Here is a 21,089-nt window from a genome sequence, read left to right as displayed (position 1 = left end):
CGCAGTGACCGTCACGATCATCTTATTGTAGGGTCCTCTATCCTTCATTATGAAACAAAGCACTGTATCCGCCGGAGAGCAACTTATTCAAGACTACGGGACAGGAAAACGCAGCTTTCCCAGGCTTAACCTATCAGGCTGCAACCTCAGCTTCACCTGTCTTAACCATATTTTGCTATCGGGCGCAAACCTGAGCCATAGCGTTCTCCACGGCATCGATCTCATAGAAGCGGATCTAAGCCGGGCTAATTTAACCGCCACCAAGGCCATGGGGGCCAATCTCACGGGAATTCAGCTCAAGCTCGCCACCCTCAAGTTTGCCCTGCTCAGTCGTTCAACCCTTTTAAATGCTCAGCTGGATCACGCCAATCTGGAAGGGAGCGTGATGACAGGATGTAATCTCAGGGGCGCAACCCTCCGCCATGCTCGTTGCATCGGGGCAGATTTTAAGCAAGCGGACCTCAGCGGCGCCAATCTCTGGGGAGCCGAACTCAGTTTAAACGATCTCTCCGAAGCCATTCTCTGGGAAACCATCCTGCCCGATGGCAGCATTGGGCAATCCTTACCCTAGGGAGCCGCCTCTTCCTGCGCGGCCTCAGAGTCATCTGCGCTTACCGTCGCTTGGGGATCAGCCTGGGACGCCGGGCCAGGGGCGGCAGGATCAGGGAGAACTAAATCCTGAGCAGACCCAGGTGCCCCCGCGGGAGAGGAGGAGGGGGAAGCGGGGGGCAGAGAAACTGTGGGCTGTGGGGCCGGATCCTTCGGTTGGGTCGAGGAGGTCGCTGCTTCCTGGGAAGCGGCGGAGGGCTGTGGAGATCTCACCGGAGGGCTGCCATCGGACTGGGAAGGCTTGGCCTGGGGTTGAGGGGAAGGGGAAGGAGAGGGACTGGCCTTGGAGGGGGGCGGCGCAGAAGGGGTTGGAGACGGTGTCGGCGTTGAGTCACTGGCCGGGGTCGTAGATGCACCGGGAGTGACCGAGGGGGCGGGGGAAGAGGGGGGCGAGGCCTTGGCGGAGCAGGCTGACTCGGAGTAGGTAAAGTCAAATCGACTCACATAGCGCTGATACTGGCCATTTCCAACAACGGGCTGATTTTTAACGGCACTTACAGCGGTGCTATCTAGCACCGAAATTCCTGATTGGTCCTCAAACTCTTCACTCCCCGCCACATAATTACCGTTGGGGTCTCGGTAGTGGGCAACGGTTGCCGTTCCCTGAAGTTTTTCTGCACAGGCCTCCTGCGGATAGTTGTAGGCAACCTGCAGGGGCAAAATTGGAATGCGACCGTCCAAACTGGGAGGAATGGTTCCGCTGCCATCCCCTGGAGTTTCACCGCCCCCCAAGCTTCCCCCCCGGGGATTGAGGGCTACGCCACCGGGAAAGGTGGGGGCTGGCAGCCGTCCCGGTTCAGGCGCACCAGCCCCCACATCCGGGACGGTCCCAATGGGGGGTAGGGCACCCAGAGGAGCAGGCACCGGCGGCTTTGTCGCGGGCTCCAGGGAAGAGGGCGGCAGAGCGGGTGAAGAAACCGATGGAGAAGCGGGTGAAGAAACCGGTGGCCTGGGGGAAGAGGGCAAGGAGGTAAAGGACTGATTCGGGGCATTTTTAGTCAGTAATTTTGAGGTGTCTACGGATCCGAAGCCGCGGCGGTTGCCGTTGAAAACAGCAGCATTGGGATCTGAGGGGACACCAGGACTGTCCGCATTCCCCAGCGGCGGAGCGGCATTTGCGCTCAGGTCAGGAAGCGGGTTTTGCAGCAGATAGTCCAGGGTGGCTGTGTTGGCTTGGGTCTGCGAAGCGGCGGACTGCTGGCTTGGGGGAAGCAGGTTCACAATCCTCAGGGGACGAGGTTTGGGCTCACTGGAGGCCGGAATTAGAGCCATGCCTACAAATAAAACCGCGTGAAATCCCACCGAAGCAAACATGGCGAGACTGAGGGAGTTAGATTCGGGGCCGCGGCCAAACTTTTGCGCAAAACTCATGCCAATTTTTCTCAAGCTGAAGTTTAAGTTGGCCACGGTTGGTCCTTGCACTGACCAGTTACTCGTTGACCAGTTATTTATTGTAGCGAGTCGACTGAAGGGCCGCCGTTCGCCAACGGCCTGGGATCTAGTCAAACCTCATCTGTCTGGGAACACCAAGACCCGCCTCTGTGGGAAAAAGTTTCCGCAATGGGTGGTCAGAGATTCCTGAATTTGCTTAAGATTAATTGCATTGCGCAAGTTAATTAAGGAGTCGAACGAGTGGTTGAACCCCTTTTGTCTGGAATTGTGTTGGGTCTGATCCCTATCACGCTAGCGGGCCTGTTTGTGGCCGCCTACCTCCAATACAAGCGCGGAAATGAACTGGGCCTGTAATGAACCGCACCTGTCATATCCTTGTTTTCCTGGGTAAAACGGCGGGCTGAACAGTCAGCGACTGTCAGCAGCTACCCCATAGCGATAAAAGGTGAGCCGGGTGTTGCCATAGGTGCGCTGTTGGAAAACCTGCAGCGCACCGATGCGATCAGGAAGCTGGATTTGGCGATCGTGCTCCGAGGCGATCGCCCCTGCGGCATTGAGCAAGCGTCTCTCGCCCAGGATTTCTAAAACGGGTTCGTAAAGCTGGGATTGGTAGGGCGGGTCAAAATAGATGAGATCGTAGGCGGGTTGGAGCTTCAGCAACATTTTGCAAACATCTCCCCGCAAGACCACAAACTTTTGATCGCTGCGGCTCACCCTTTGCCAATTTTCTCGGATGATTTTGCAGGCTGGAGCGTATCGCTCAATTCCCGTCACCTCCCTGGCACCTCGCATCAAGGCTTCCGCCCCCATTGCACCACTGCCGCTACACAGGTCCAGCCAGCGGCAGTTAGGAATTCTCTCGGCCCATATGTTAAAAATCGATTCGCGCACCTTCGCGGCGGTGGGGCGGGTTAAGGATCCAGGAAGGGTCTGAATCGTGCGCTTGCCATAGATGCGAAGAGTCATCGCTGGACCAGGGGAGATTGCTTCTGCGCTTTCACCCGGTTAACAAAGTTGGAGAGCAGCTGCAGCCCCGCGAGGGAAGACTTTTCGGGATGAAACTGCACCGCAAAGATATTTCCCGAGGCAATCGCCGCCGTCACGGTTTGACGGCCGTGGGTAGTGGTGGCCGCGACAATGGACTCGTCCTCAGGCGCAACATAGTAAGAATGCACAAAGTAAACCCAGGGATGGGCAGGCAGATCTTGCCAGAGGGGTTGCTGAGGGTCGGAAATCTGGAGCTGATTCCACCCCATATGGGGAATGGTGAGTTCGGGTTCTGGGGCAAATCGACGCACGGTGCCTTGAAAGATTCCTAGTCCTGGCTCGTTCCCTTCCTCACTGCCTTCAAAGAGCACCTGTAGCCCCAGGCAAATTCCCAGAAAGGGCTTGCCGGTCTGAAGCGTCCGGATAATCACAGGCTCAAGCTGACGCGATCGCAAATGATCCATGGCAGGATCAAAGGCCCCCACTCCCGGCAGCACAATGCCATCGGCCTGATCCATCACCGTAGCCTGATCGCTGACCACTGTTTGGGCGCCTGCATTTTGCAGTCCCTTACAGACGGAGTGCAGGTTCCCCATGTCATAGTCAATGACAGCAATGGTGGTCATGGTCCTATCCCCTAGTAAACTCATTTATTGTACTGAACCTAGAGGGTCTCCTTCACCGCCCTTGTGTAGCGCCTGGGTTAATCTGGCCCTGAGATCTCTCCACTCAGCAGGCTCAGCCATCGTTTGTTCCGTTCCCCTGCAGCCCCATCCCATGTTTGATCCGATGCACCTGTTATCGATCTGGCTCGATCCCTGGATTTCCTCCCTGACGATTGTGGGGCTGTGGATTGCCCTGGTGCTGGGATTGGCAGAGTGGATAGCACGCCAGGATGGATTTAGTCAAGAAATCCCGCGAAAAATCGTTCACATCGGCACCGGAAACGTTATTCTATGGGCCTGGTGGCTCCATACCCCCCCTGAACTGGGACTGCTTGCCTCCCTAATCTTTTGCGGGGTGACGCTGCTGTCCTATCGCCTCCCTATCCTGGCCAGCGTCAGTGGGGTAGGGCGCCAGAGTTGGGGCACTTTTTTTTATGCCCTCAGCATTGGCTTGCTGATGCTAGGATTCTGGCGCCCCGCCCTGCCTCAGTTTGCCGTCATTGGCGTCTTAATCATGACCTGGGGAGATGGCTTAGCAGCGTTAATTGGCCAGCGCTATGGCACCCATGGATATCAACTCTGGGGAATCCAAAAAACCTGGGAAGGATCTTTAACGATGCTAATCGTTAGCTTTTTGATTACCTGGGGGATTTTGGGCCTTGTCTACGGCGCACAGCTGCCCATGTTTTTGCTCATCGCCATCGCCGCCATCGTCAGCCTCTGGGCAACTGCGTTAGAATCGCTTTCAAGGTTTGGGTTAGATAATTTAACCGTTCCCCTGGGCAGTGCAGCCCTTTGTTTTGGCTGTATCACATGGGCAATTGCACGATGACAATCTGGCGCTGGTTCAGCCAATCTGTGGTGTTCCCGGTGGGTAAGGCCCTCCGCCAGTGGATTTCTGCATCCTGGGCCTTATTGGGTCTTGTCGTCCTCTGTGCAGGCTTGGTGATTAGCTGTCAAGGCTCTACTCCGGTGGATTCGCCCCCTCCGATATCCACAAGCCCGTCGCCAGTGTTGCCCCACCCCCCTCTGGTGGATGCCGCCTCAGCTCCCACGGTCAGTGGCGATCGCCTGTTGACGCATTTACGCGCCCTGACCCAAGAGCGCCACGATCCTGTGCAGCGCCAGGCCACGCGTCGTTACATAGAAAATGTCCTGAGCAACCAGGGATGGACCTACCAGGAGCAGACCTTTCCCGGAGGGGTTAATGTGATTGCCCAGCGGCCCGGTCAAGTCCCAGAGGCCCATCGCCTTTTAGTGGGGGCTCACTACGACACCGTTGCCGGAACGCCTGGAGCGGACGACAACGCCTCAGGAACAGCCGTAGTCCTGGAGTTGGCCCAACTTTTCAGCACCGTTGAAACGCCCAAAGGCCTGACCCTGGCATTTTTTGATCTCGAAGAACGCGGCGTCGTGGGCAGCGCGGCCTTTACGGATCAGCCCGAGGCGCTGGTAGATCTCGATGGCGCCATTATATTAGAAATGCTGGGCTACTCTTGTCAGCGCGTGGGCTGTCAACAGACCCCGGACGAACTTGAGGTGCAACCTCCCACTGCCTTGGGCGACTTTTTAGCCGTTGTGGGCGATGGAGAGCATCCCTGGCTAAGCGCAGCTTTTGATCAAAGTCGCCCCCCAGCGGAGTCTGCTTTGCCACTGCTCACCTTCAATGTTCCCTTTAAGGGATTGCTCACCCCCATTGTGCTGCGGAGCGATCACGCTCCCTTCTGGCTAAAAGGGATTGGAGCGGTTATGGTCAGTGACACGGCCTTTCTACGCAATCCCCATTACCATCAGCCAACCGATACCCTGGAAACCCTGGATCTCACCTTCCTAAGGGAGTCGGCACAAACGGTGGCCACTACGGTTTGGCAGCTTTTAAACGTGGAGGTTCCCCTGGCCTCCTTTTTTGAAAACAGCCTCAGCTAGCCAGATATTCAAAGATGGCGTTCTTGTTCTTACGCAGCTTATTCAGGGCTTCGCGCTCAATCTGGCGAACTCGCTCGCGGCTAATCTCTAAACTTTCACCCACCTTAGCCAGGGTCAAGGGCTTCCCGGTATCTAAACCAAAGCGCAGCTTGATAACCAGTTTCTGCTGACTGGTCAGGCTCTTCATCAACTGTTCTAGATCACTCCGCAGGGAGGATTGCACCGCAAAGCGCTCAGGAGACGCCGAAGGGTCTTCAAGCAGATCCATCAGCTCGGTATCCTGATTTTCACCCACCTTGACATCCAGGGAGAGGGGCTGACGCGATCGCTCTAGATAATCGCGCACTTGCTTACTGGTCAGATCCAGCGCCTCCGCCAGTTCTGCAATTGTGGCAGCGCGCCCTAGCTGTTGGGACAACGTCCGCTGAGTCTTCTTAATCTTATTGAGCTTTTCCGTAATGTGAATTGGCAGACGAATGGTTCGTCCCTTCTCGGCAATGGCCCGCGTAATCGCCTGCCGAATCCACCAGTAGGCATAGGTAGAAAAGCGGTATCCCTTAGTCGGATCAAACTTTTCCACGCCTCGCTGCAGGCCAATGGTGCCCTCCTGAATCAGATCCAGCAGATCCACATTGCGCTTGATATATTTCTTAGCCACGGATACCACCAGACGCAAGTTGGCTTCCACCATCTTTTTCTTAGCCTGCTGTCCCTGGGCAATGGCCTCCCGCAGGTCTAATTGAGACATCTGAACTTTCTCAGCCCACTCTGTCAGGGTTGGCTCGCGATCCAGCTGATTTTGCAAGGACTCCTTCGCCTGGTTGAGATGAACCAGCTGCTGAACCTGCTTGCCAAAGGTAATTTCCTGCTCATGGGTCAGAAGTGGAATGCGCCCAATCTCACGGAGATAGGCTCTGACCAAATCCTTAGATGATTCCGCTGTCTTCATGTCTGGATGCCCCTGCACAACTGGTGACGAACAAATAAAAAAATCCTAGAGAACTAGATACACGCCACTGCTTCACGACCATTCACTCACGTCTGCCCGACGTTCGCTGCACCTAGAGGCTAGGTGAACTTTACATTCCAAAATGTTAAGCTCAATACCTTCTTTCCCCTCTGCAGCTTTGAATTTAACTGAACTGGCTGGAAAGAGAATCGCTCTAATATTACAAAATGTAACAGGAAATCTAAGGAATGTCCATAGGCCCCCCCCAGTCCTTTCTGCATGCCTCAGGATCAAAGGACTAAAATCATGCAAAAAATCCTTCTTTTAAGAACCAAACAGGAAATTTATGCTTCATAGAAGCTTTCCAGCCGCCAGCATTCGCCTCAGTTTTTCATTCCTGAGAATTAGACACTATTTTTGACTGCTTCTCCTTGAATGTACGGAATTCCTTCCGCTCAGATTTCTGAGAGCGGTTAAAGAATGTAACGATTCACTGGAGGAGAGCTTAAATTGGAGAGCGCCAGATTTTTCCCGCAGACCTTCAGAGGCCCAGTTTCCATGAACTACGTCAAACCACTGATCAAGATTGCCCTGATTTCCCTCGCCATCGCCCTGGGAATTCAGTGGGTCGGTCCGCTGTTGCCCCTCTCTCAGACTCCAGCGGTGGCCTTAGGGATTGTCCTCTTGCCCTCTCTGGGTTTGGCTTTCTATCTGTGGTTCCGACGCGGGTGAGACCGCTGTCTTTGCCGGGTGAACCTGGCCCCGGCCGCTGCTCGCCAGCCTGTCACGCAAAAGGATAAAGCCCACTCTTGGCCTTAGGTTCAGCGCCCCTGGCCGAGCTTTTTGCCTAACCAATCCTCAAACCATGCCATGATTAACGGATTCAGCAATCCAGTGATATTTGTCTAGATTTCATGAAGGCCTTCTGTCCAAAATGCGGTCAAGAATTGGTTCGAGTGCGGAGAAAGCAGCGCGATCATGTGATCTCCTTCCTTCTTCCCCTGCGACGGTATCAATGTGTTAACCACCGCTGTCGGTGGACTGGCGTTAAACGGGCTGCGCAGTCGCCGCTCGATCCTCCCCCCCCCCCACGCTTGATGCAATAATTACTTCCCAATGCAAAATTTCGAAAAGATCTGGTCGAGCACCGATTCCACCAGATCCTCGCCGGTAATCTCTCCCAGGCGCTGCACCGCCTCTCGCAGATCAATGGTCCAGAAGTCCAAGGGAAGCTGATCCGCAAGGGTTTGCAGCAAATTTTCCAAACTGATCTGGGCCTGGCCCAGGGCCGCGGCCTGCCGCTGGTTAATGGCAAAGTCGAGGTTAGCCGCAGACACCTGCCCCTGAGCGGTCCCTTGGAGAATGGCAGTTTCCAGATCCTGAATGCCCTGGGCCTGGGCCGCGGCGGTGTAGACCACCGCTTGAAACGGCTGCGTAGGCAGGGGGGGGATCTGATCCACCAAGTCGACCTTATTGACCACCAAGAGCTTAGGCAAATCCATGATGGTCTCCAGCAGGGCTTGATCCGATCGGGTCCAGCCCTGGGAGGCGTCAATGGTCAACAAAACCAGATCTGCCTCCTGGGCCACCCGGAGCGATCGCGAAATGCCCAATTGCTCAACCTGGTCATGGGCCTCGCGAATGCCCGCGGTATCTAGAACCTGCACCGGAATTCCGCCCACCACCAGATTGGACTCCACCACATCGCGAGTGGTCCCTGGCAAGTCAGTGACAATGGCGCGATCGCTGCGACTCCAGGCATTGAGCAAGCTAGATTTTCCCACATTGGGCTGTCCCACAATGGCAACCTTCAGGCCAGTTCTGAGCAGCTCTCCGCGGTCTGCGGTCGCCAAGAGTTGGGTCAAAGATTGCAGAATCTGCTGAATTTGGTCCGCCAGTTCGCCCTCATCCAGGGGCGGCAAATCCTCCGCAAAATCAATTCTGGCCTCAATCTCCGCCAGCAGATCCAGGCAGGTCCGACGCATCTGGGCAATGGGGGCGGCCAGCTTGCCTTGCAGCCCAGCCATTGCCGCCTGAGCCGCCTGGGGCGATCGCGCCCCCACAAGATCGGCAATACTCTCAGCCTGGGTCAGGTCAAGGCGACCATTTAAAAAGGCCCGAAGGGAGAATTCACCCGGCTGGGCCAGAACCGCCCCTTGATCCAGACACAGTTGCAGCACCTGCTGCACCGCAATCATGCCGCCATGGCAGTGGAACTCCACCACATTTTCTCGGGTAAAGGATCGAGGCTGGAGCATCAACAGCAGGAGAGCCTCATCAATGACCGCCTGGGTCACCGGGTGGCAAACCTTCCCGTATAAAATTCGATGACTCTCCCAAGGCTGATGCCCTGGAGCCTGGAACAGGCGGCGAGCAATCGGAACCGAGTCCGGCCCAGAAAGCCGCACAATGCTAATACTGCCCTGCTGCGGAACCACCGCCGTTGCAATCGCCGCAATCGTGGTCCCTCCCCCACCGACCGGGGAAGCCTCCCAATTGTGCATAGTTCACCTAAGGATTAGGGTACATTAACCAGAAGAACAGCCCAAAACCAAAAGAACAACCCCAAAAGCCAAGCGCACCGATCTAACTGTCTCCTGGCTATCCTTGCTGATATTCCAAGCTCCATCAAAGCGCTATCACATAGGATATGTAAAGCCAGCGATTATCGTTCGTGAGATTTCAGTATAGGCAATGGCCTCCTATTTTCGTCCCCTAACCAGAGCTTTATGGGTAGCCATCCTGGCGATGACCTTTCTCATAGGATCTGGCCCGGCCCATGCCAATGAGAACCCAGCCGAGGCCCATGGCGCGAGCACCAATCAAGCCAGTCCTCAAACCTGGACCCTGGATGATCTGCAACAGCGTCAGACGGTGGTCGATCAGTACCGCCAGCAGGTCAATCAGCAAAAGGAGCAGCTTCAGCAACTAGAAGGAGCAGCCCGGGAGCGCCTGGGAGGGCTGCAAAAAACCCTGCAGGCAACCACCAGTCAGTTAGATAACCAGCAGCAGCAGCTTCAGGTGGCCACCGAGTCCCTGGAAAAGGTACAAAAGGAACTCCAGACGGTGGAATCTCGGTATCAACAACGGCGAGAGGTAACGGCGGATCGCCTGAAATATCTGCAGCGGAATCGAAAAACGCAGAACTGGTCCACCCTACTCCAAAGTCAATCCCTAGAGGATTTACTGGACAAGCAATATTATCTCAAACGAGTTTATGCGGCGGATCAACGAGTCTTGAGCGGACTCAAGCAGGAAGCCGACCAGGTTAACGCCAAAAAAGTTGAGATCGAAACGCGTAAAAACGAGATTGCCCTACTCCTACAGCAGCTCAATAGCCAGAAAGATCAGTACGAGCAGCAGGCGAAGGCCCAACGCGATTTGGTGTTGCGCCTGAATACGGACCGGCGCGCCCTTGAAGCAGCGGAGGCTCAACTCTCACGCGACTCCAAGAACCTGTCTATCTTGATTCAGCAGCGTATTGCAATTCAGTCCAGCTACCAAAATGGCAAACCGCCCATTCCCGGAACAGGCCAGATGATTTTGCCCACCCAAGGATCGGTCACCAGTCCCTTCGGATGGCGGATTCACCCGGTTCTGGGCAGCCAACGATTCCACGCCGGTTTAGATGTGGGGGCCGAAGAGGGAACCCCCATTGTGGCAGCCGATAGCGGCACGGTGATTCTAGCGGAGTGGTATGGAGGCTATGGATATGCGGTGATCATTGATCATGGCAACAACATTACAACGCTCTACGGACACTGTAGCCAACTGTTTGTCACGGTGGGGCAGAGTGTGAACAAGGGAGAATTAATCGCGGCGGTTGGCTCAACGGGGCTTTCGACCGGGCCTCACCTGCATTTTGAGGTGCGCATCAAGGGAGAGCCCATGGATCCGGTTGCTTTTTTGTAGCACTCGCCTGGGAAGGATCTTGGGCCAGACAGTTTACTCAAAGAATCTTGGGCAAGATGCTTAATCTGGCCCAAGATTTTAGTTGTGAAAGCTAGGGAGATCCTTAATAATGAGAGAAGGACTAAAAGCTGGCTTGACCAAAACTTTTAGGGGCATGTGGCTCAGTGGATAGAGCATCAGATTCCGGTTCTGAGGGTCGGGGGTTCGAATCCCTCCATGCTCGTGCAACAACAGAGGTCAATTTCAACCAGAGCGATGGATTTACTGGAACGTGAGCCATTGCGGTAAGCTTATGCATGGACAGCCTTCCTCCAGCGGTGCATTCCCACCCTGGCAATGCGCCCTTCTCCTTTGAGCGGTGGAAACCTGTTGCGGCCCAATTATCCTTTCCTGTTCAGTGGGTGGAATGATCATTGCGACCTCCCTGTTGCATGAGTTGCTGGATGCACAGCCCCATCTGCGATCGCAGATGTACTTCAAGTCTTCCCTAACGGCGCTCTCCCATGCGATGGAGGATCAGGTTCTCGCCGGAGAGGACGAACCAATCGTCATTGCCTGCTTTCAGCGGGAGCGTTTTTACCGTCAAGAGGCTAGCCGCTATCTTCGCATTGCGGAGCGATCGCCCCAGGTCTATGTGCTAGCGGCGCCTGAGACCGATTTTAAAAACTGTTCCGATGCCTACGAAACCGTTGCCTTTGCCCCAGAGGATGGCCTGAGTCAGGAGTGGCACCTTGTGGTTCTGGGAAAGAGCTATTCCCTCTGCCTGATTTGTCGTGAACATCCCCAGGAGAATCACGATCAGCCGCCGCCCATGGTACAAACGGATCAAGCCCGCCGATTTGAAGGCATTTGGACCTTTGATCGGGCCGTTAGCTGTAAAGCAGCGGAACTCCTGCTCCAGCGAATTTTGCAATATCGACCAGAACTCAAATCCAAGGTAAAGCAAGCGCTGGAGGCCATTGACCTGGAGGTTGTGACGGGTTTCAACGCCGTTGATACCGCTCCCTTTGCCGATCGCCTGGTCACCTACCTGCAAGCGGGGCAGTATAAGCAAAATAAAGCCTATCGACAAATTGCCGCTAAGGAACGCAAGGAGCGGCTGGTCAACTCCATTAGCACCGCTATTCGCCAGTCCTTAGATCCGCACCACGTGCTCAGCGTGGCGGTGGAAGAATTGGGTCACACCCTACAGAGCGATCGCTGCATCATTTATCAGTGCAGTGCCCAAGACGAGTCTGCCCTCATTGAATACGAATTTAAAGGCGCCGCCGCCCTGCCTTCCCTGATTCATCAAACCTGGAACTACGCCGATAATCCCTGGTTCGAGGAACTCTCTCAGGTTCAAGACTGCATTTTTATCGATCACATTCGCGAAAATGAGAAGGTTCTGGCTAGCCCCGGCTTTCTGCGCCAGCTGATTCGCGCCAGCATTCACTCCCTGTTGATGGTTCCCATCATCTATCAAAAGCAGTTAATTGGCCTGATCGAGCTTCATCAGTGTCAGAGTGAGGCGCGTCAGCGCTATGAAGACAACATTACCGTCATTGAGGCGATCGCGGCCCAGGTTGGGGTCGCCCTGATCCAGGCGCAAGCCTATGCTGATCTTGAAAGCCTGAATGAACAGCTTGCCGACCTCGAGCGAACGCGGAGCAACCTGATTGCCATCACCGGTCACGAACTGCGAACCCCCCTGTCCACCATTCAGGTTTGTCTCGAAAGCCTAGCCACCGAGCCAGACATGCCAGAGGAGCTGCGAGACACCATGCTCAGCACTGCTCTCACCGATGCCGAGCGAATGCGGAAGCTCGTCCAGGACTTTTTGACACTCTCTCGCCTCGAAAGTGGCCGGGTCGACTGGCATTCAGAGGCAATTTCCCTGTTTGAATGCGTCAATCTTGCCCTGAGCAGCGTGAGCACCCGCTATCCCCCCGAAACCGTGCCTGAGATCAACCTGGAGGTTGCCGAGGATTTGCCCTTTATCCAGGCGGATGGAGAATGGCTGGTGGAGGTACTGGTAAAACTCATTGATAACGCCTGTAAATTCAGCAGCGCCGAGGATCAGCTCACCTTAAAAGCCCAGGTCTTGGAGGATCGACTCATCCAGGTCTCCGTTATTGACACCGGACGAGGGATTGAACCCGATCGCCTAGAGGCCGTTTTTGAGCGCTTTTACCAGGAGGAAGGGGCACTCAGACGAACCACGGGAGGCACCGGTCTGGGGCTGGCCATTTGCCGACAAATCATTCGCAATATGGGCGGCAAGATTTGGGCACAGTCCGCAGGCAAAAACCAGGGCAGCACCTTTTCCTTTACAGTTCCCCTGGCAAGCCCACGGTGACAGGCTCTTCCCCGACTTCTGAAGAACTGTTACAGTTCTGATTCCATTTGAATCATCCTCACAGGCACAATGATAGGATTCAGCCTATATGAAGCGTTGGTACCTTATTCCGTACCGTTTTTGGAGAGGAATTAATGGCAGAATCATTAACGGGACAAATGCCGGTCTTTGGCGGTAGCACAGGTGGGTTGCTGTCCAAGGCCGAGGTCGAAGAGAAATATGCAATCACGTGGACCAGCCCGAAGGAGCAGGTCTTTGAAATGCCCACTGGCGGTGCTGCAGTCATGCGTGAAGGCGAGAATCTTCTCTACTTAGCACGCAAAGAGCAATGCCTCGCCCTGGGGGTGCGTCAACTTCGCAGTAAGAAGATTAACGACTACAAGATCTACCGAGTCTTTCCCGATGGAGAGTCGGTATTGCTGCATCCCAACGATGGCACCTTCCCCGAAAAGGTCACCGAAGGTCGCGAGCAGGTGAATACCAAAGATCGCTCCATTGGCGAAAATCCCAATCCATCTCAGCTCAAGTTTTCCGGTCGTGAACCCTACGAGGTTTAGGCCCTGACCTAGACCAGGCCAACTGGCTGAAACGCTCAAGTTTATTGCTTTTGCTAAACGAGGGTGGAGTTCCTTCTCCACCCTCGTTCATTGTTTATGCACACCCCAACCCGCATCTGGATCCGAGGGGTTCACATTGCCTTTAGGAACCCGGTCGTAGAAAAATAGGGAGGCGGACCGCAACCCGAGCCTTCCCCACCCATGACGGCTGTGCAGTCACGGGTGGGGGTTGAAGCGACCGTGGCCCGGTTATGAAGTAGGGTTGACTGTTTTTCCTAAACAATTGCTATGATTTCTCCCGATTTTTCCCAGTTTTCCCAGCTTGCCGAGCAGGGTAACTTTATTCCGGTTTACCGCGAGTGGATTGCCGATCTGGACACTCCTGTTTCGGCCTGGCTGAAGGTTTGTGCCCATGAACCCTATAACTTCCTACTGGAGTCGGTAGAGGGTGGTGAAACCTTGGGACGCTACAGCTTATTGGGCGGCGACCCCCTATGGGTCCTCGAAAGTAGAGGCCCTAAAACCACCCAAACCCATCGAAATGGAACCGTACAAGTCTTTTCGGGGAATCCCTTTGAAATCCTTGCCGATTGTCTAGCGCCCTATCATCCGGTGAAACTCCCGGAACTCCCCGGAGGCATTGGGGGACTCTTTGGATTTTGGGGGTATGAACTCATTCACTGGATCGAACCCAAGGTTCCCGTTCATCCCGCTCAGGCCACGGATTTGCCCGATGGACTCTGGATGCAGGTGGATAACCTGCTGATTTTCGATCAGGTGAAACGCAAAATCTTTGCCATCGCCTATGCGGATTTGCGGCAAGCAGAAAGCTTAGCGGTGGCCTACCAGCGGGCCAGCGATAAGGTGAATGACTTGGTGGCGCGGCTCCAGCAATCCTGTGACTATCCGCCCTTGGAGCTCACGGGTCAGCAGTCGCGCCCCCATCCCCACCCCCCCACATACCAGAGCAACATCTCTCAGGCCAAATTCTGTCAAAACGTCCAGCGGGCTAAGGACTACATTCAGGCTGGCGATATTTTTCAAGTCGTGCTCTCCCAGCGGCTGACCACACCCTACCAGGGCAATCCCTTCGCCCTATATCGTTCCCTACGGCAAATTAATCCTTCGCCCTACATGGCCTACTTCAACTTTAAAGATTGGCAAATCATTGGGTCGAGTCCCGAAGTCATGGTCAAAGCAGAACTGCAATCTCCCAACCAGGTGGCAGCAACCGTCAGGCCCATTGCCGGGACAAGGCCTCGGGGAGAAACCCCCGCAGCCGATCTGGCCTACGAGCAAGAACTTCTGGCGGATCCCAAGGAGATTGCCGAACACATCATGCTGGTGGATTTAGGACGCAATGATCTGGGACGGGTCTGTAAACGAGGCAGCGTTCAAATTGCCCCCGATCAATTCATGAAGATTGAACGCTACTCCCATGTGATGCATATCGTCAGCAACGTCACCGGTCAGCTTGAGGAGAAGAAAAATGCCTGGGATCTTCTGCAAGCCTGCTTTCCGGCAGGGACGGTTAGTGGCGCGCCCAAGATTCGAGCCATGGAAATCATCCATGAGCTAGAAGGCTGTCGTCGGGGTCCCTATTCCGGCGTTTACGGATATTATGATTTCGAAGGACAGCTGAACTCGGCGATCACGATTCGATCCATGGTCGTGCGTCCGGGGCCAACAGGCAACCATGAAATTTCTGTCCAAGCCGGGGCTGGCATCGTCGCCGATTCGGATCCAGAGCGCGAGTTCCAGGAAACCCTGAATAAGGCAAAGGGGTTACTAGAATCGATCCGCAGGATTTGCCCCTAGCCGATAACCTCAAGAAGCATCGGCAGGAGCGCAGATTGGACGATCAATGCATCCCCATAAAGCTTTAAACTAACCAAGGGCCGTTAGGGGGGACAACGCTAGCACAGGAGCCAATTTTGTTTGTACCTAGAAAATAATGAACGAGATCTACCTGAATCACCCAAATTTTGGGCTCTTGTATAGTTTATGTCGTCTGGATCGAGATCACGCCCTCTATACTACCCTCTATGCTCAGCGGCTATTTTTTATCGTAGCGAGTCTGGAAGATGGCCTCAATTTTGACTCCATTTCCCGTCAAGAAGCTAAAGTTAAGGTCGAAAATCGGTTAAGAGAACTGCGGCGTACGGGCACAAGCCAAGAAATTCAGCAGCTCCAGGCGATCTATAAACAGACCTTCCAGTAATGGATAAGCCATCAATTGCGTCGCAGATTTCAAAGATTCAAGCGGATCTGCCCGCTTCGGTAAGACTCATCGCGGTGACCAAATACGTCAGCGCCTCAGAGATTCGGGAAGCCTACGCGGCAGGGATTCGAGACTTTGCCGAAAATCGGGTTCAAGATGCCCTGAGCAAGCTAGATCAAGTTGCGGATTTACAGGATGTGACCTGGCACTTTATTGGTCACCTGCAAACCAACAAGGCAAAGCTGGTTTTGCAGCACTTTCACTGGATTCATTCCGTGGACTCACTCAAACTGGCTCAGCGCCTTAATCAACTAGCAGCCCAGATGCAGCTTCGTCCCCGACTGTGTCTCCAGGTTAAGATGCGGCCCGATCCGCACAAGTTTGGCTGGTCCCCCACCGATCTCCTTGCAGATCTACCCGAGGTGGCGGCGCTTTCCCGGCTTGATATCTGTGGGCTGATGACGATATTGCCCCTGGGGTTATCCCACGACGAAATTTTGGAGACCTTTCAAGCAACTCACCGGCTCGCCAAAGGGATTCAAGAGCATGGGGATCACCCCCTCCCCCTTACCGAACTTTCGATGGGAATGTCCGGGGACTATCAACTTGCGGTCCAAGCCGGGGCCACCGTCGTCCGGCTAGGGCGCATCTTGTTTCCTAGCTTATGGACCCCCTGAGGAGCGAAGGTCGTAACGATCGGTTCATGGGGGCGGGATCACGACAAATCACGCCGGGATCAGACCCATAAAGCGATTGCCCCTGAAGGTTACCCCTCAAGGTTCCAGCTAGGGTCTGGGATTTCAGCCGCAAAAACAGGACACCGGGTTATGATGCTGCACAGGGTATCTATTTTGCTTTTTTCAGAGGCTATTCAGCCGGAAGAATAGATTTTTAACTTTAATTGCAATTTCTCCGATTTCATACTATTTTGATGGCGCTGGCATGTAGAATCCGACAGAGTTCTGACGGGATGTGGATTTTATTGAATCTACAGATTTTCCTCACTGGAAGCGCGCCTCGTCTGATACAATCCTTGTCAACTTTTTGAATATTCTGTACTTCTTGGAATCATGCTTTCACTGGGGGGGCAGGGAAAGCGGTCATCCATGGCAGAAACTTGTTGGAAACTACAATTTTTCAGATAAGCTGAATTCTTATTGATCAACCGTTCTTGTATTTTTGGAGCCTAGCCTGTGAGTAATTTATTTGGAAAGATTCGGGACTTCGTGGGGTTGCCCGGTGCAGAGGAGTACGACGAGTATGAATACGATGACGAAATGATGGCGGAGGACGGGTACGAGGAAGAGTACGAGGATGTCCTTCAGCCGATCATGGCAGAGGAAAGAGAAACGCCCGCCTCCTCTACTCCGGCAGACTCCCCTTCCAAACTTGATAATGTCGTGGGAATGCCCGGCACTGGACGGTTCTGGTCGGGAGCCGCCTCTGAGGTGCTGGTGATGGAACCCAAAAGCTTTGAAGAAATGCCTCGGGTGATCCAAGCCCTGCGCGATCGCAAATCCGTGGTGCTCAATCTCACCATGATGGACGCCGTTCAGGCCCAGCGGGCTGTGGATTTTGTGGCCGGAGCCACCTTCACCATTGATGGCCACCAAGAGCGGGTCGGCGAAAGCATCTTCCTGTTTACGCCTAACTGCGTCCAGGTGAGAACTCAGGCCACGCCACCGCAGTCGGGAACAGTCCACCCTGCGCCCCAAGCCCCGGCAACGAGCAATATTTCCACGACCTCTTGGCAAAACGATCTCGTCATGAGCCAGATTGCCCAGTAAGGAGGGCGACCCGAAATACAGGTACAGTTAACTGGAATGGCGCACACTCTTTCTGCCCGAAAGATTGGCTTTCTCGGCGGAGGCGCAATGGCAGAGGCAATTTTTTCACGCCTTCTTTCTGCTCAAATTTCTGCGCCTGAAGCAATTCACGTTCGAGAGGTTGATCCTGAACGGTGTCAGTACCTTCAGACTCAGTACGGCCTTCGCTTAGCGACCTCCTTTGAGGCCTTGCTCGCTTCCGTAGAGGTTCTGATTTTGGCTATCAAGCCCCAGGTCTTTACGTCCCTGGCGTCCTCGTTGACCTCACTCCAGAGTCATCCTGAAACACTGGTGATTTCAATTATGGCGGGTACGCCCCTTGCAGCAGTTGAGGCTGTGACGGGGAAATCCCCTGTGATTCGCGTGATGCCTAACACTCCGGCAATGGTGGGGGCGGGAATTTCTGCCTTTGCCCCAGGAAGCTATGCCCAGGAAGATCACCAGCAAATTGCTGCGGCAATTTTTGAGGCCGTGGGGGAAGTCGTGCAGGTGCAAGAGTCGCTGATGGACGCTGTGACAGCGCTGTCAGGTTCAGGACCGGCCTACGTGGCGATCGCCATTGAAGCGCTAGCCGATGCCGGCGTGTCGGTGGGTCTGCCGCGGGGAGTCGCCCTTCAGCTTGCCCTGCAAACGGTGCGGGGAACGGCTGAACTACTCCACTGTGGCCAGATGCACCCGGCCTTGCTCAAAGACAAAGTTACTAGCCCAGGGGGAACAACGATTGCGGGGATTCGTGCCCTTGAACAGCATGGGTTCCGATCTGCGATCATTGAAGCAGTTCAGTGCGCCTATCGCCAAAGCCAGACCCTAGGGCGGCTTTCCGATCAGCCGCTTTCCGATCAATAACTCTCGGTTTAAATCTCCAAATCAAGACGACAAAATGGGAGTTAATCTGTTGGTTAGCTCCCATTTTGCTGATCCAGCCCATCCTTACCACGGCAAAATTCCGGCCCCCTTAAGGCCAACACAGACGCTGCAGGAGAGGCGAATAACCGTCAATGGCAGAATCTCATCGCTTTTACCGAAACTTGCTAGAGTGGAATCAGCATCGTTGATTACAAACTGTAAAGACACTATGGACTCACCCATTCAAGCGGTTCAGGCCCCCTATTACGGAGATGCTTACATGCGGACTCCGCCTCCTGATTTAGCCTCGTTGTTGCTGAAGGAGCGAATTATTTACTTGGGGTTACCTCTGGTGTCTTCCGATGACTACAAGCGTCAGCTTGGGGTGGACGTAACCAAACTGATCATCGCTCAGCTGCTCTATTTGCAGTTTGACGATCCTGAAAAGCCGATTTATTTCTATATCAACTCTACCGGAACCTCCTGGTACAGCGGCGATGCCATCGGACAAGAAACTGAAGCCTTTGCAATTTGCGACACCATTGGCTATGTCAAGCCCCCGGTTCACACCATTTGTATTGGGCAAGCCATGGGCACCGCAGCCATGATTTTGTCCTGCGGAACCAGGGGATTCCGAGCCAGTTTACCCCATGCCACCATCGTTTTAAATCAAGCCCGGACCGGCATGGGACGCAGTCAGGCCACCGATATTCAAATTCGCGCCAAGGAAATTATTGCCAATAAGCAGGCTTACTTAGACATCCTGGCCAAAAATACTGGTCAAACCGCCGAAAAAATTGCCAGCGACACGGATCGGATGTTTTACATGACTCCAGAAGAGGCCAAAAACTACGGCTTAATTGACCGAGTTTTGGAAAGCTCTAAGGATCTACCTGTTGCTGTTCCTGCCCTCTAACCACTCCTTAACTGACCTTGATTATGCCTGTCGATGAAGTTCTCAGAGTCCCCTATCAACTCCCTGGAAGTCAGGCTTGGCAGTGGATTAATATTTATACCCGGCTGAGTCAAGAGCGCATTATTTTCCTCAACCAGCCGCTCACCATGGGGGTGGCCAACTCCTTAATTTCAGCCCTCCTCTATTTGGACTCCCAAGACCCAGAGAAGCCGATCTATCTCTACATTAATTCCTATGGCGATCCGGTGGCGATGGGCTTAGCGGATGAAAGCGCGGGCATGATGGCCATTACAGCGTGCCTTTCCATCTATGACACCATGCAGCATATTCGCTCTCCCATCATCACCATTGCCCTCGGGCAATGCATTGGGCTAGCAACGCTACTCCTCTCTTCCGGAGAGAAGGGAAAACGGGGCTGTCTTCCCCACACAGAGCTGGGGCTAGTCCATTCCTATGCTGGCATCCAGGGGCAAGCCACCGACATTCAAATGACGGCGGACGAGATGCTCAAAAAGCGGGGCCTGATGCTGGAAATCTTGGCCCGAAATACTGGCCAAAGTTCTGAAAAAATTGCCCAGGATATGCAGCGATCCTTTAGCCTTACGCCAGAAAACGCCAGGGACTATGGGCTCATTGATCACGTGTTAGGCGGTTTAGGGGAAAGCAATCCAGGATAAGGTCCTCCCGCATCATCCCTCTCTCTGGTTCCAGGTTGTCAGTAGATTTTAGTTTTTTGAGGTAAAACCCATGCCGATTGGTGTCCCTAGCGTTCCATACCGCCTCCCAGGCAGCTCCTACGAACAATGGATTAGCATCTACGAACGCTTATTCCGCGAGCGCATTATTTTTCTATCAGAAGAGGTGGACGATGGTATTGCCAATGCCATTGTGGCCTACATGCTCTACCTGGACTCCGAAGATCCATCAAAACCGATTTACCTGTACATCAACTCCCCCGGTGGCTCCGTGACTGCGGGCATGGCAATCTATGACACCATGCAGCACATTAAATCTGAAGTGATCACGATTTGCGTAGGCCTGGCTGCCTCCATGGGAGCATTTTTGCTGGCAGCAGGCCAGAAAGGAAAACGCCTGGCGCTGCCCCATGCACGAATCATGATCCATCAGCCCCTAGGCGGCAGTCGGGGGCAGGCTTCAGACATTGAGATCGAAGCCAAGGAGATTCTGCGCATCCGCCAGTTGCTAGATTCCATTCTGGCGGAGCGAACGGGTCAGCCCTTAGACAAAATTCAGTCCGATACTGACCGCGACTATTTTATGTCAGCGCAGGAGGCCAAGGACTATGGCTTGATCGACCAGGTCATTGAAGAGCCACCAGCATAGGCGCCCCCCAGGCGACCGTCCCGGTGGCGATCGCGCGGGCCGAGCCAGCCTTCAATTTCGGCCTTAAGCCCCCCGAACCAGATTCAGGGGGCTTTTGCTTTCCTCAAAATATGGAATTCCGAGCTTACCTACCGAGGGGCCTGGCCCGATGCCGCAACTTGTTTCAGGCGGCGCAGCCGCGAGGAAAAGCTGCGCATAATTTCAATGGCAAACATGGGAGTATTTTGGACGGCAAATAAAAACCGAGATTGATCGAGACTGGCCAGTTCGCAGTCCGTACGCGCAATTGCCGAGGAGGCTCGAACCTGGGAAGGCTGCACCAATGCTCCCTCACCAAACACATCTCCCTGGTGAATAACCTCCACCAGTTGATCTTGGACCCAAAGCTCCACCTCACCCCGGATCACGCCATACATGGTTTCCCCCACTTCTCCGGCCTTAAAAATAGTTTCGCCCTTTTGAAAGAGCATGGGAGTCGCATCCCGCTGGAATGCGCTAACGGTTCGGACTGCACTCACGGTAACACCCTCAACATTTTAACCAAAGCTTAACCTATTTTTCGGCCGGGCGCGATGGCCATCTCGTTAAAAAAAATCAAGCT

The 21,089-nt window shown here is 54.2% G+C and carries 22 protein-coding genes and 1 tRNA gene; 17 read left to right on the top strand and 6 right to left on the bottom strand.

What is annotated here, in order from left to right:
* The first annotated feature begins 49 nt into the window (after positions 1 to 49).
* Entirely contained in the window at positions 50 to 571 is a 522-nt protein-coding gene (locus QQ91_RS19740; RefSeq protein ID WP_166277751.1) for a pentapeptide repeat-containing protein, read from the top strand.
* Here the strand turns inward: QQ91_RS19740 and QQ91_RS19735 are convergent.
* A complete protein-coding gene (locus tag QQ91_RS19735; protein ID WP_166277748.1) occupies positions 568 to 1,980 on the bottom strand; it encodes an energy transducer TonB in 1,413 nt (470 codons plus the stop codon). The genes QQ91_RS19740 and QQ91_RS19735 overlap by 4 nt on opposite strands.
* Before the next feature lie 261 nt (positions 1,981 to 2,241).
* Here QQ91_RS19735 and petG point away from each other — a divergent pair, with 261 nt between their 5' ends.
* Complete coding sequence (gene petG, locus QQ91_RS19730) at positions 2,242 to 2,355, top strand: cytochrome b6-f complex subunit V (RefSeq protein WP_166277745.1); 114 nt, start codon at positions 2,242 to 2,244, stop codon at positions 2,353 to 2,355.
* Between the two features lie 54 nt (positions 2,356 to 2,409).
* Here petG and rsmD read toward each other — a convergent pair whose 3' ends face one another.
* Together rsmD and hisH are read right to left on the bottom strand one after the other, a co-directional pair.
* On the bottom strand, positions 2,410 to 2,967 hold the full coding sequence (rsmD, locus tag QQ91_RS19725; RefSeq protein WP_166277742.1) for a 16S rRNA (guanine(966)-N(2))-methyltransferase RsmD: 558 nt from the start codon (positions 2,965 to 2,967) through the stop codon (positions 2,410 to 2,412).
* Positions 2,964 to 3,614: an imidazole glycerol phosphate synthase subunit HisH gene (gene hisH, locus QQ91_RS19720; RefSeq protein ID WP_166277739.1), complete on the bottom strand. Its 651-nt coding sequence runs from the start codon at positions 3,612 to 3,614 to the stop codon at positions 2,964 to 2,966. Before hisH ends, rsmD begins: the two co-directional genes overlap by 4 nt.
* 151 nt (positions 3,615 to 3,765) lie before the next feature.
* On the opposite strand from hisH, the gene QQ91_RS19715 reads away from it, so the two are divergent.
* Both QQ91_RS19715 and QQ91_RS19710 read left to right on the top strand, forming a co-directional pair.
* Positions 3,766 to 4,485, top strand: a complete 720-nt coding sequence (locus QQ91_RS19715) for a diacylglycerol/polyprenol kinase family protein (protein WP_236095983.1) — start codon at positions 3,766 to 3,768, stop codon at positions 4,483 to 4,485.
* Positions 4,482 to 5,579, top strand: coding sequence for a M28 family peptidase (locus tag QQ91_RS19710; RefSeq protein ID WP_201277207.1), 1,098 nt, complete (start codon positions 4,482 to 4,484; stop codon positions 5,577 to 5,579). The genes QQ91_RS19715 and QQ91_RS19710 overlap by 4 nt, the downstream gene beginning before the upstream one ends.
* On the opposite strand, the gene QQ91_RS19705 is transcribed toward QQ91_RS19710, so the two are convergent.
* Positions 5,572 to 6,528 carry an RNA polymerase sigma factor, RpoD/SigA family gene (locus QQ91_RS19705; protein ID WP_166277733.1) on the bottom strand — a complete coding sequence of 319 codons (957 nt, stop codon included), beginning with the start codon at positions 6,526 to 6,528 and terminating at the stop codon, positions 5,572 to 5,574. The two genes, QQ91_RS19710 and QQ91_RS19705, sit on opposite strands and share 8 nt — an antisense overlap.
* A 558-nt stretch (positions 6,529 to 7,086) precedes the next feature.
* On the opposite strand from QQ91_RS19705, the gene QQ91_RS19700 reads away from it, so the two are divergent.
* A complete protein-coding gene (locus QQ91_RS19700; RefSeq protein ID WP_166277730.1) occupies positions 7,087 to 7,260 on the top strand; it encodes a hypothetical protein in 174 nt (57 codons plus the stop codon).
* Between the two features lie 374 nt (positions 7,261 to 7,634).
* Here the strand turns inward: QQ91_RS19700 and mnmE are convergent, their stop codons facing one another.
* Complete coding sequence (gene mnmE, locus QQ91_RS19695; protein WP_166277728.1) at positions 7,635 to 9,032, bottom strand: tRNA uridine-5-carboxymethylaminomethyl(34) synthesis GTPase MnmE; 1,398 nt, start codon at positions 9,030 to 9,032, stop codon at positions 7,635 to 7,637.
* Between the two features lie 190 nt (positions 9,033 to 9,222).
* Between mnmE and QQ91_RS19690 the strand changes: the two genes are divergently transcribed.
* The 12 genes from QQ91_RS19690 (at position 9,223) to QQ91_RS19635 (ending at position 20,488) form a co-directional block, all read left to right on the top strand.
* Positions 9,223 to 10,440, top strand: a complete 1,218-nt coding sequence (locus tag QQ91_RS19690) for a murein hydrolase activator EnvC family protein (RefSeq protein WP_250833414.1) — start codon at positions 9,223 to 9,225, stop codon at positions 10,438 to 10,440.
* 150 nt (positions 10,441 to 10,590) lie between these two features.
* Positions 10,591 to 10,663, top strand: a tRNA-Arg gene (locus tag QQ91_RS19685).
* A 183-nt stretch (positions 10,664 to 10,846) separates the two neighbouring features.
* The gene (locus QQ91_RS19680) at positions 10,847 to 12,778 is read left to right on the top strand and encodes a DICT sensory domain-containing protein (protein WP_166277723.1); all 1,932 of its coding nucleotides are present in this window, start codon (positions 10,847 to 10,849) and stop codon (positions 12,776 to 12,778) included.
* A 134-nt stretch (positions 12,779 to 12,912) separates the two neighbouring features.
* Positions 12,913 to 13,335, top strand: a complete 423-nt coding sequence (locus QQ91_RS19675; RefSeq protein WP_166277720.1) for a photosystem I reaction center subunit II PsaD — start codon at positions 12,913 to 12,915, stop codon at positions 13,333 to 13,335.
* 288 nt (positions 13,336 to 13,623) lie between these two features.
* Positions 13,624 to 15,153, top strand: coding sequence for an anthranilate synthase component I (gene trpE, locus QQ91_RS19670; protein ID WP_166277718.1), 1,530 nt, complete (start codon positions 13,624 to 13,626; stop codon positions 15,151 to 15,153).
* Between the two features lie 136 nt (positions 15,154 to 15,289).
* Positions 15,290 to 15,556 carry a transcriptional coactivator PipX gene (gene pipX, locus QQ91_RS19665; RefSeq protein WP_166277715.1) on the top strand — a complete coding sequence of 89 codons (267 nt, stop codon included), beginning with the start codon at positions 15,290 to 15,292 and terminating at the stop codon, positions 15,554 to 15,556.
* Positions 15,556 to 16,233, top strand: coding sequence for a YggS family pyridoxal phosphate-dependent enzyme (locus tag QQ91_RS19660; protein ID WP_166277712.1), 678 nt, complete (start codon positions 15,556 to 15,558; stop codon positions 16,231 to 16,233). Before pipX ends, QQ91_RS19660 begins: the two co-directional genes overlap by 1 nt.
* Before the next feature lie 516 nt (positions 16,234 to 16,749).
* The gene (locus QQ91_RS19655) at positions 16,750 to 17,343 is read left to right on the top strand and encodes a cell division protein SepF (RefSeq protein WP_166277709.1); all 594 of its coding nucleotides are present in this window, start codon (positions 16,750 to 16,752) and stop codon (positions 17,341 to 17,343) included.
* Between the two features lie 36 nt (positions 17,344 to 17,379).
* Complete coding sequence (gene proC / locus QQ91_RS19650) at positions 17,380 to 18,228, top strand: pyrroline-5-carboxylate reductase (RefSeq protein WP_166277706.1); 849 nt, start codon at positions 17,380 to 17,382, stop codon at positions 18,226 to 18,228.
* A gap of 229 nt (positions 18,229 to 18,457) precedes the next feature.
* The gene (locus QQ91_RS19645) at positions 18,458 to 19,144 is read left to right on the top strand and encodes an ATP-dependent Clp protease proteolytic subunit (protein ID WP_166277703.1); all 687 of its coding nucleotides are present in this window, start codon (positions 18,458 to 18,460) and stop codon (positions 19,142 to 19,144) included.
* 23 nt (positions 19,145 to 19,167) lie between these two features.
* Positions 19,168 to 19,821, top strand: coding sequence for an ATP-dependent Clp protease proteolytic subunit (locus tag QQ91_RS19640; RefSeq protein ID WP_166277700.1), 654 nt, complete (start codon positions 19,168 to 19,170; stop codon positions 19,819 to 19,821).
* Positions 19,822 to 19,891: 70 nt separating this feature from the next.
* Positions 19,892 to 20,488 carry an ATP-dependent Clp protease proteolytic subunit gene (locus tag QQ91_RS19635; RefSeq protein WP_166277697.1) on the top strand — a complete coding sequence of 199 codons (597 nt, stop codon included), beginning with the start codon at positions 19,892 to 19,894 and terminating at the stop codon, positions 20,486 to 20,488.
* Between the two features lie 128 nt (positions 20,489 to 20,616).
* Here QQ91_RS19635 and QQ91_RS19630 read toward each other — a convergent pair whose 3' ends face one another.
* The gene (locus tag QQ91_RS19630; protein ID WP_250833413.1) at positions 20,617 to 21,006 is read right to left on the bottom strand and encodes a cyclic nucleotide-binding domain-containing protein; all 390 of its coding nucleotides are present in this window, start codon (positions 21,004 to 21,006) and stop codon (positions 20,617 to 20,619) included.
* Positions 21,007 to 21,089: the final 83 nt, after the last annotated feature.

This window comes from Lyngbya confervoides BDU141951 (assembly GCF_000817775.3).
Lineage (GTDB): Bacteria > Cyanobacteriota > Cyanobacteriia > Thermosynechococcales > Thermosynechococcaceae > Lyngbya > Lyngbya confervoides.
The sequence above is the reverse complement of the archived record's forward strand: the minus strand, read 5'-3'. Positions and strand labels throughout refer to the sequence as shown.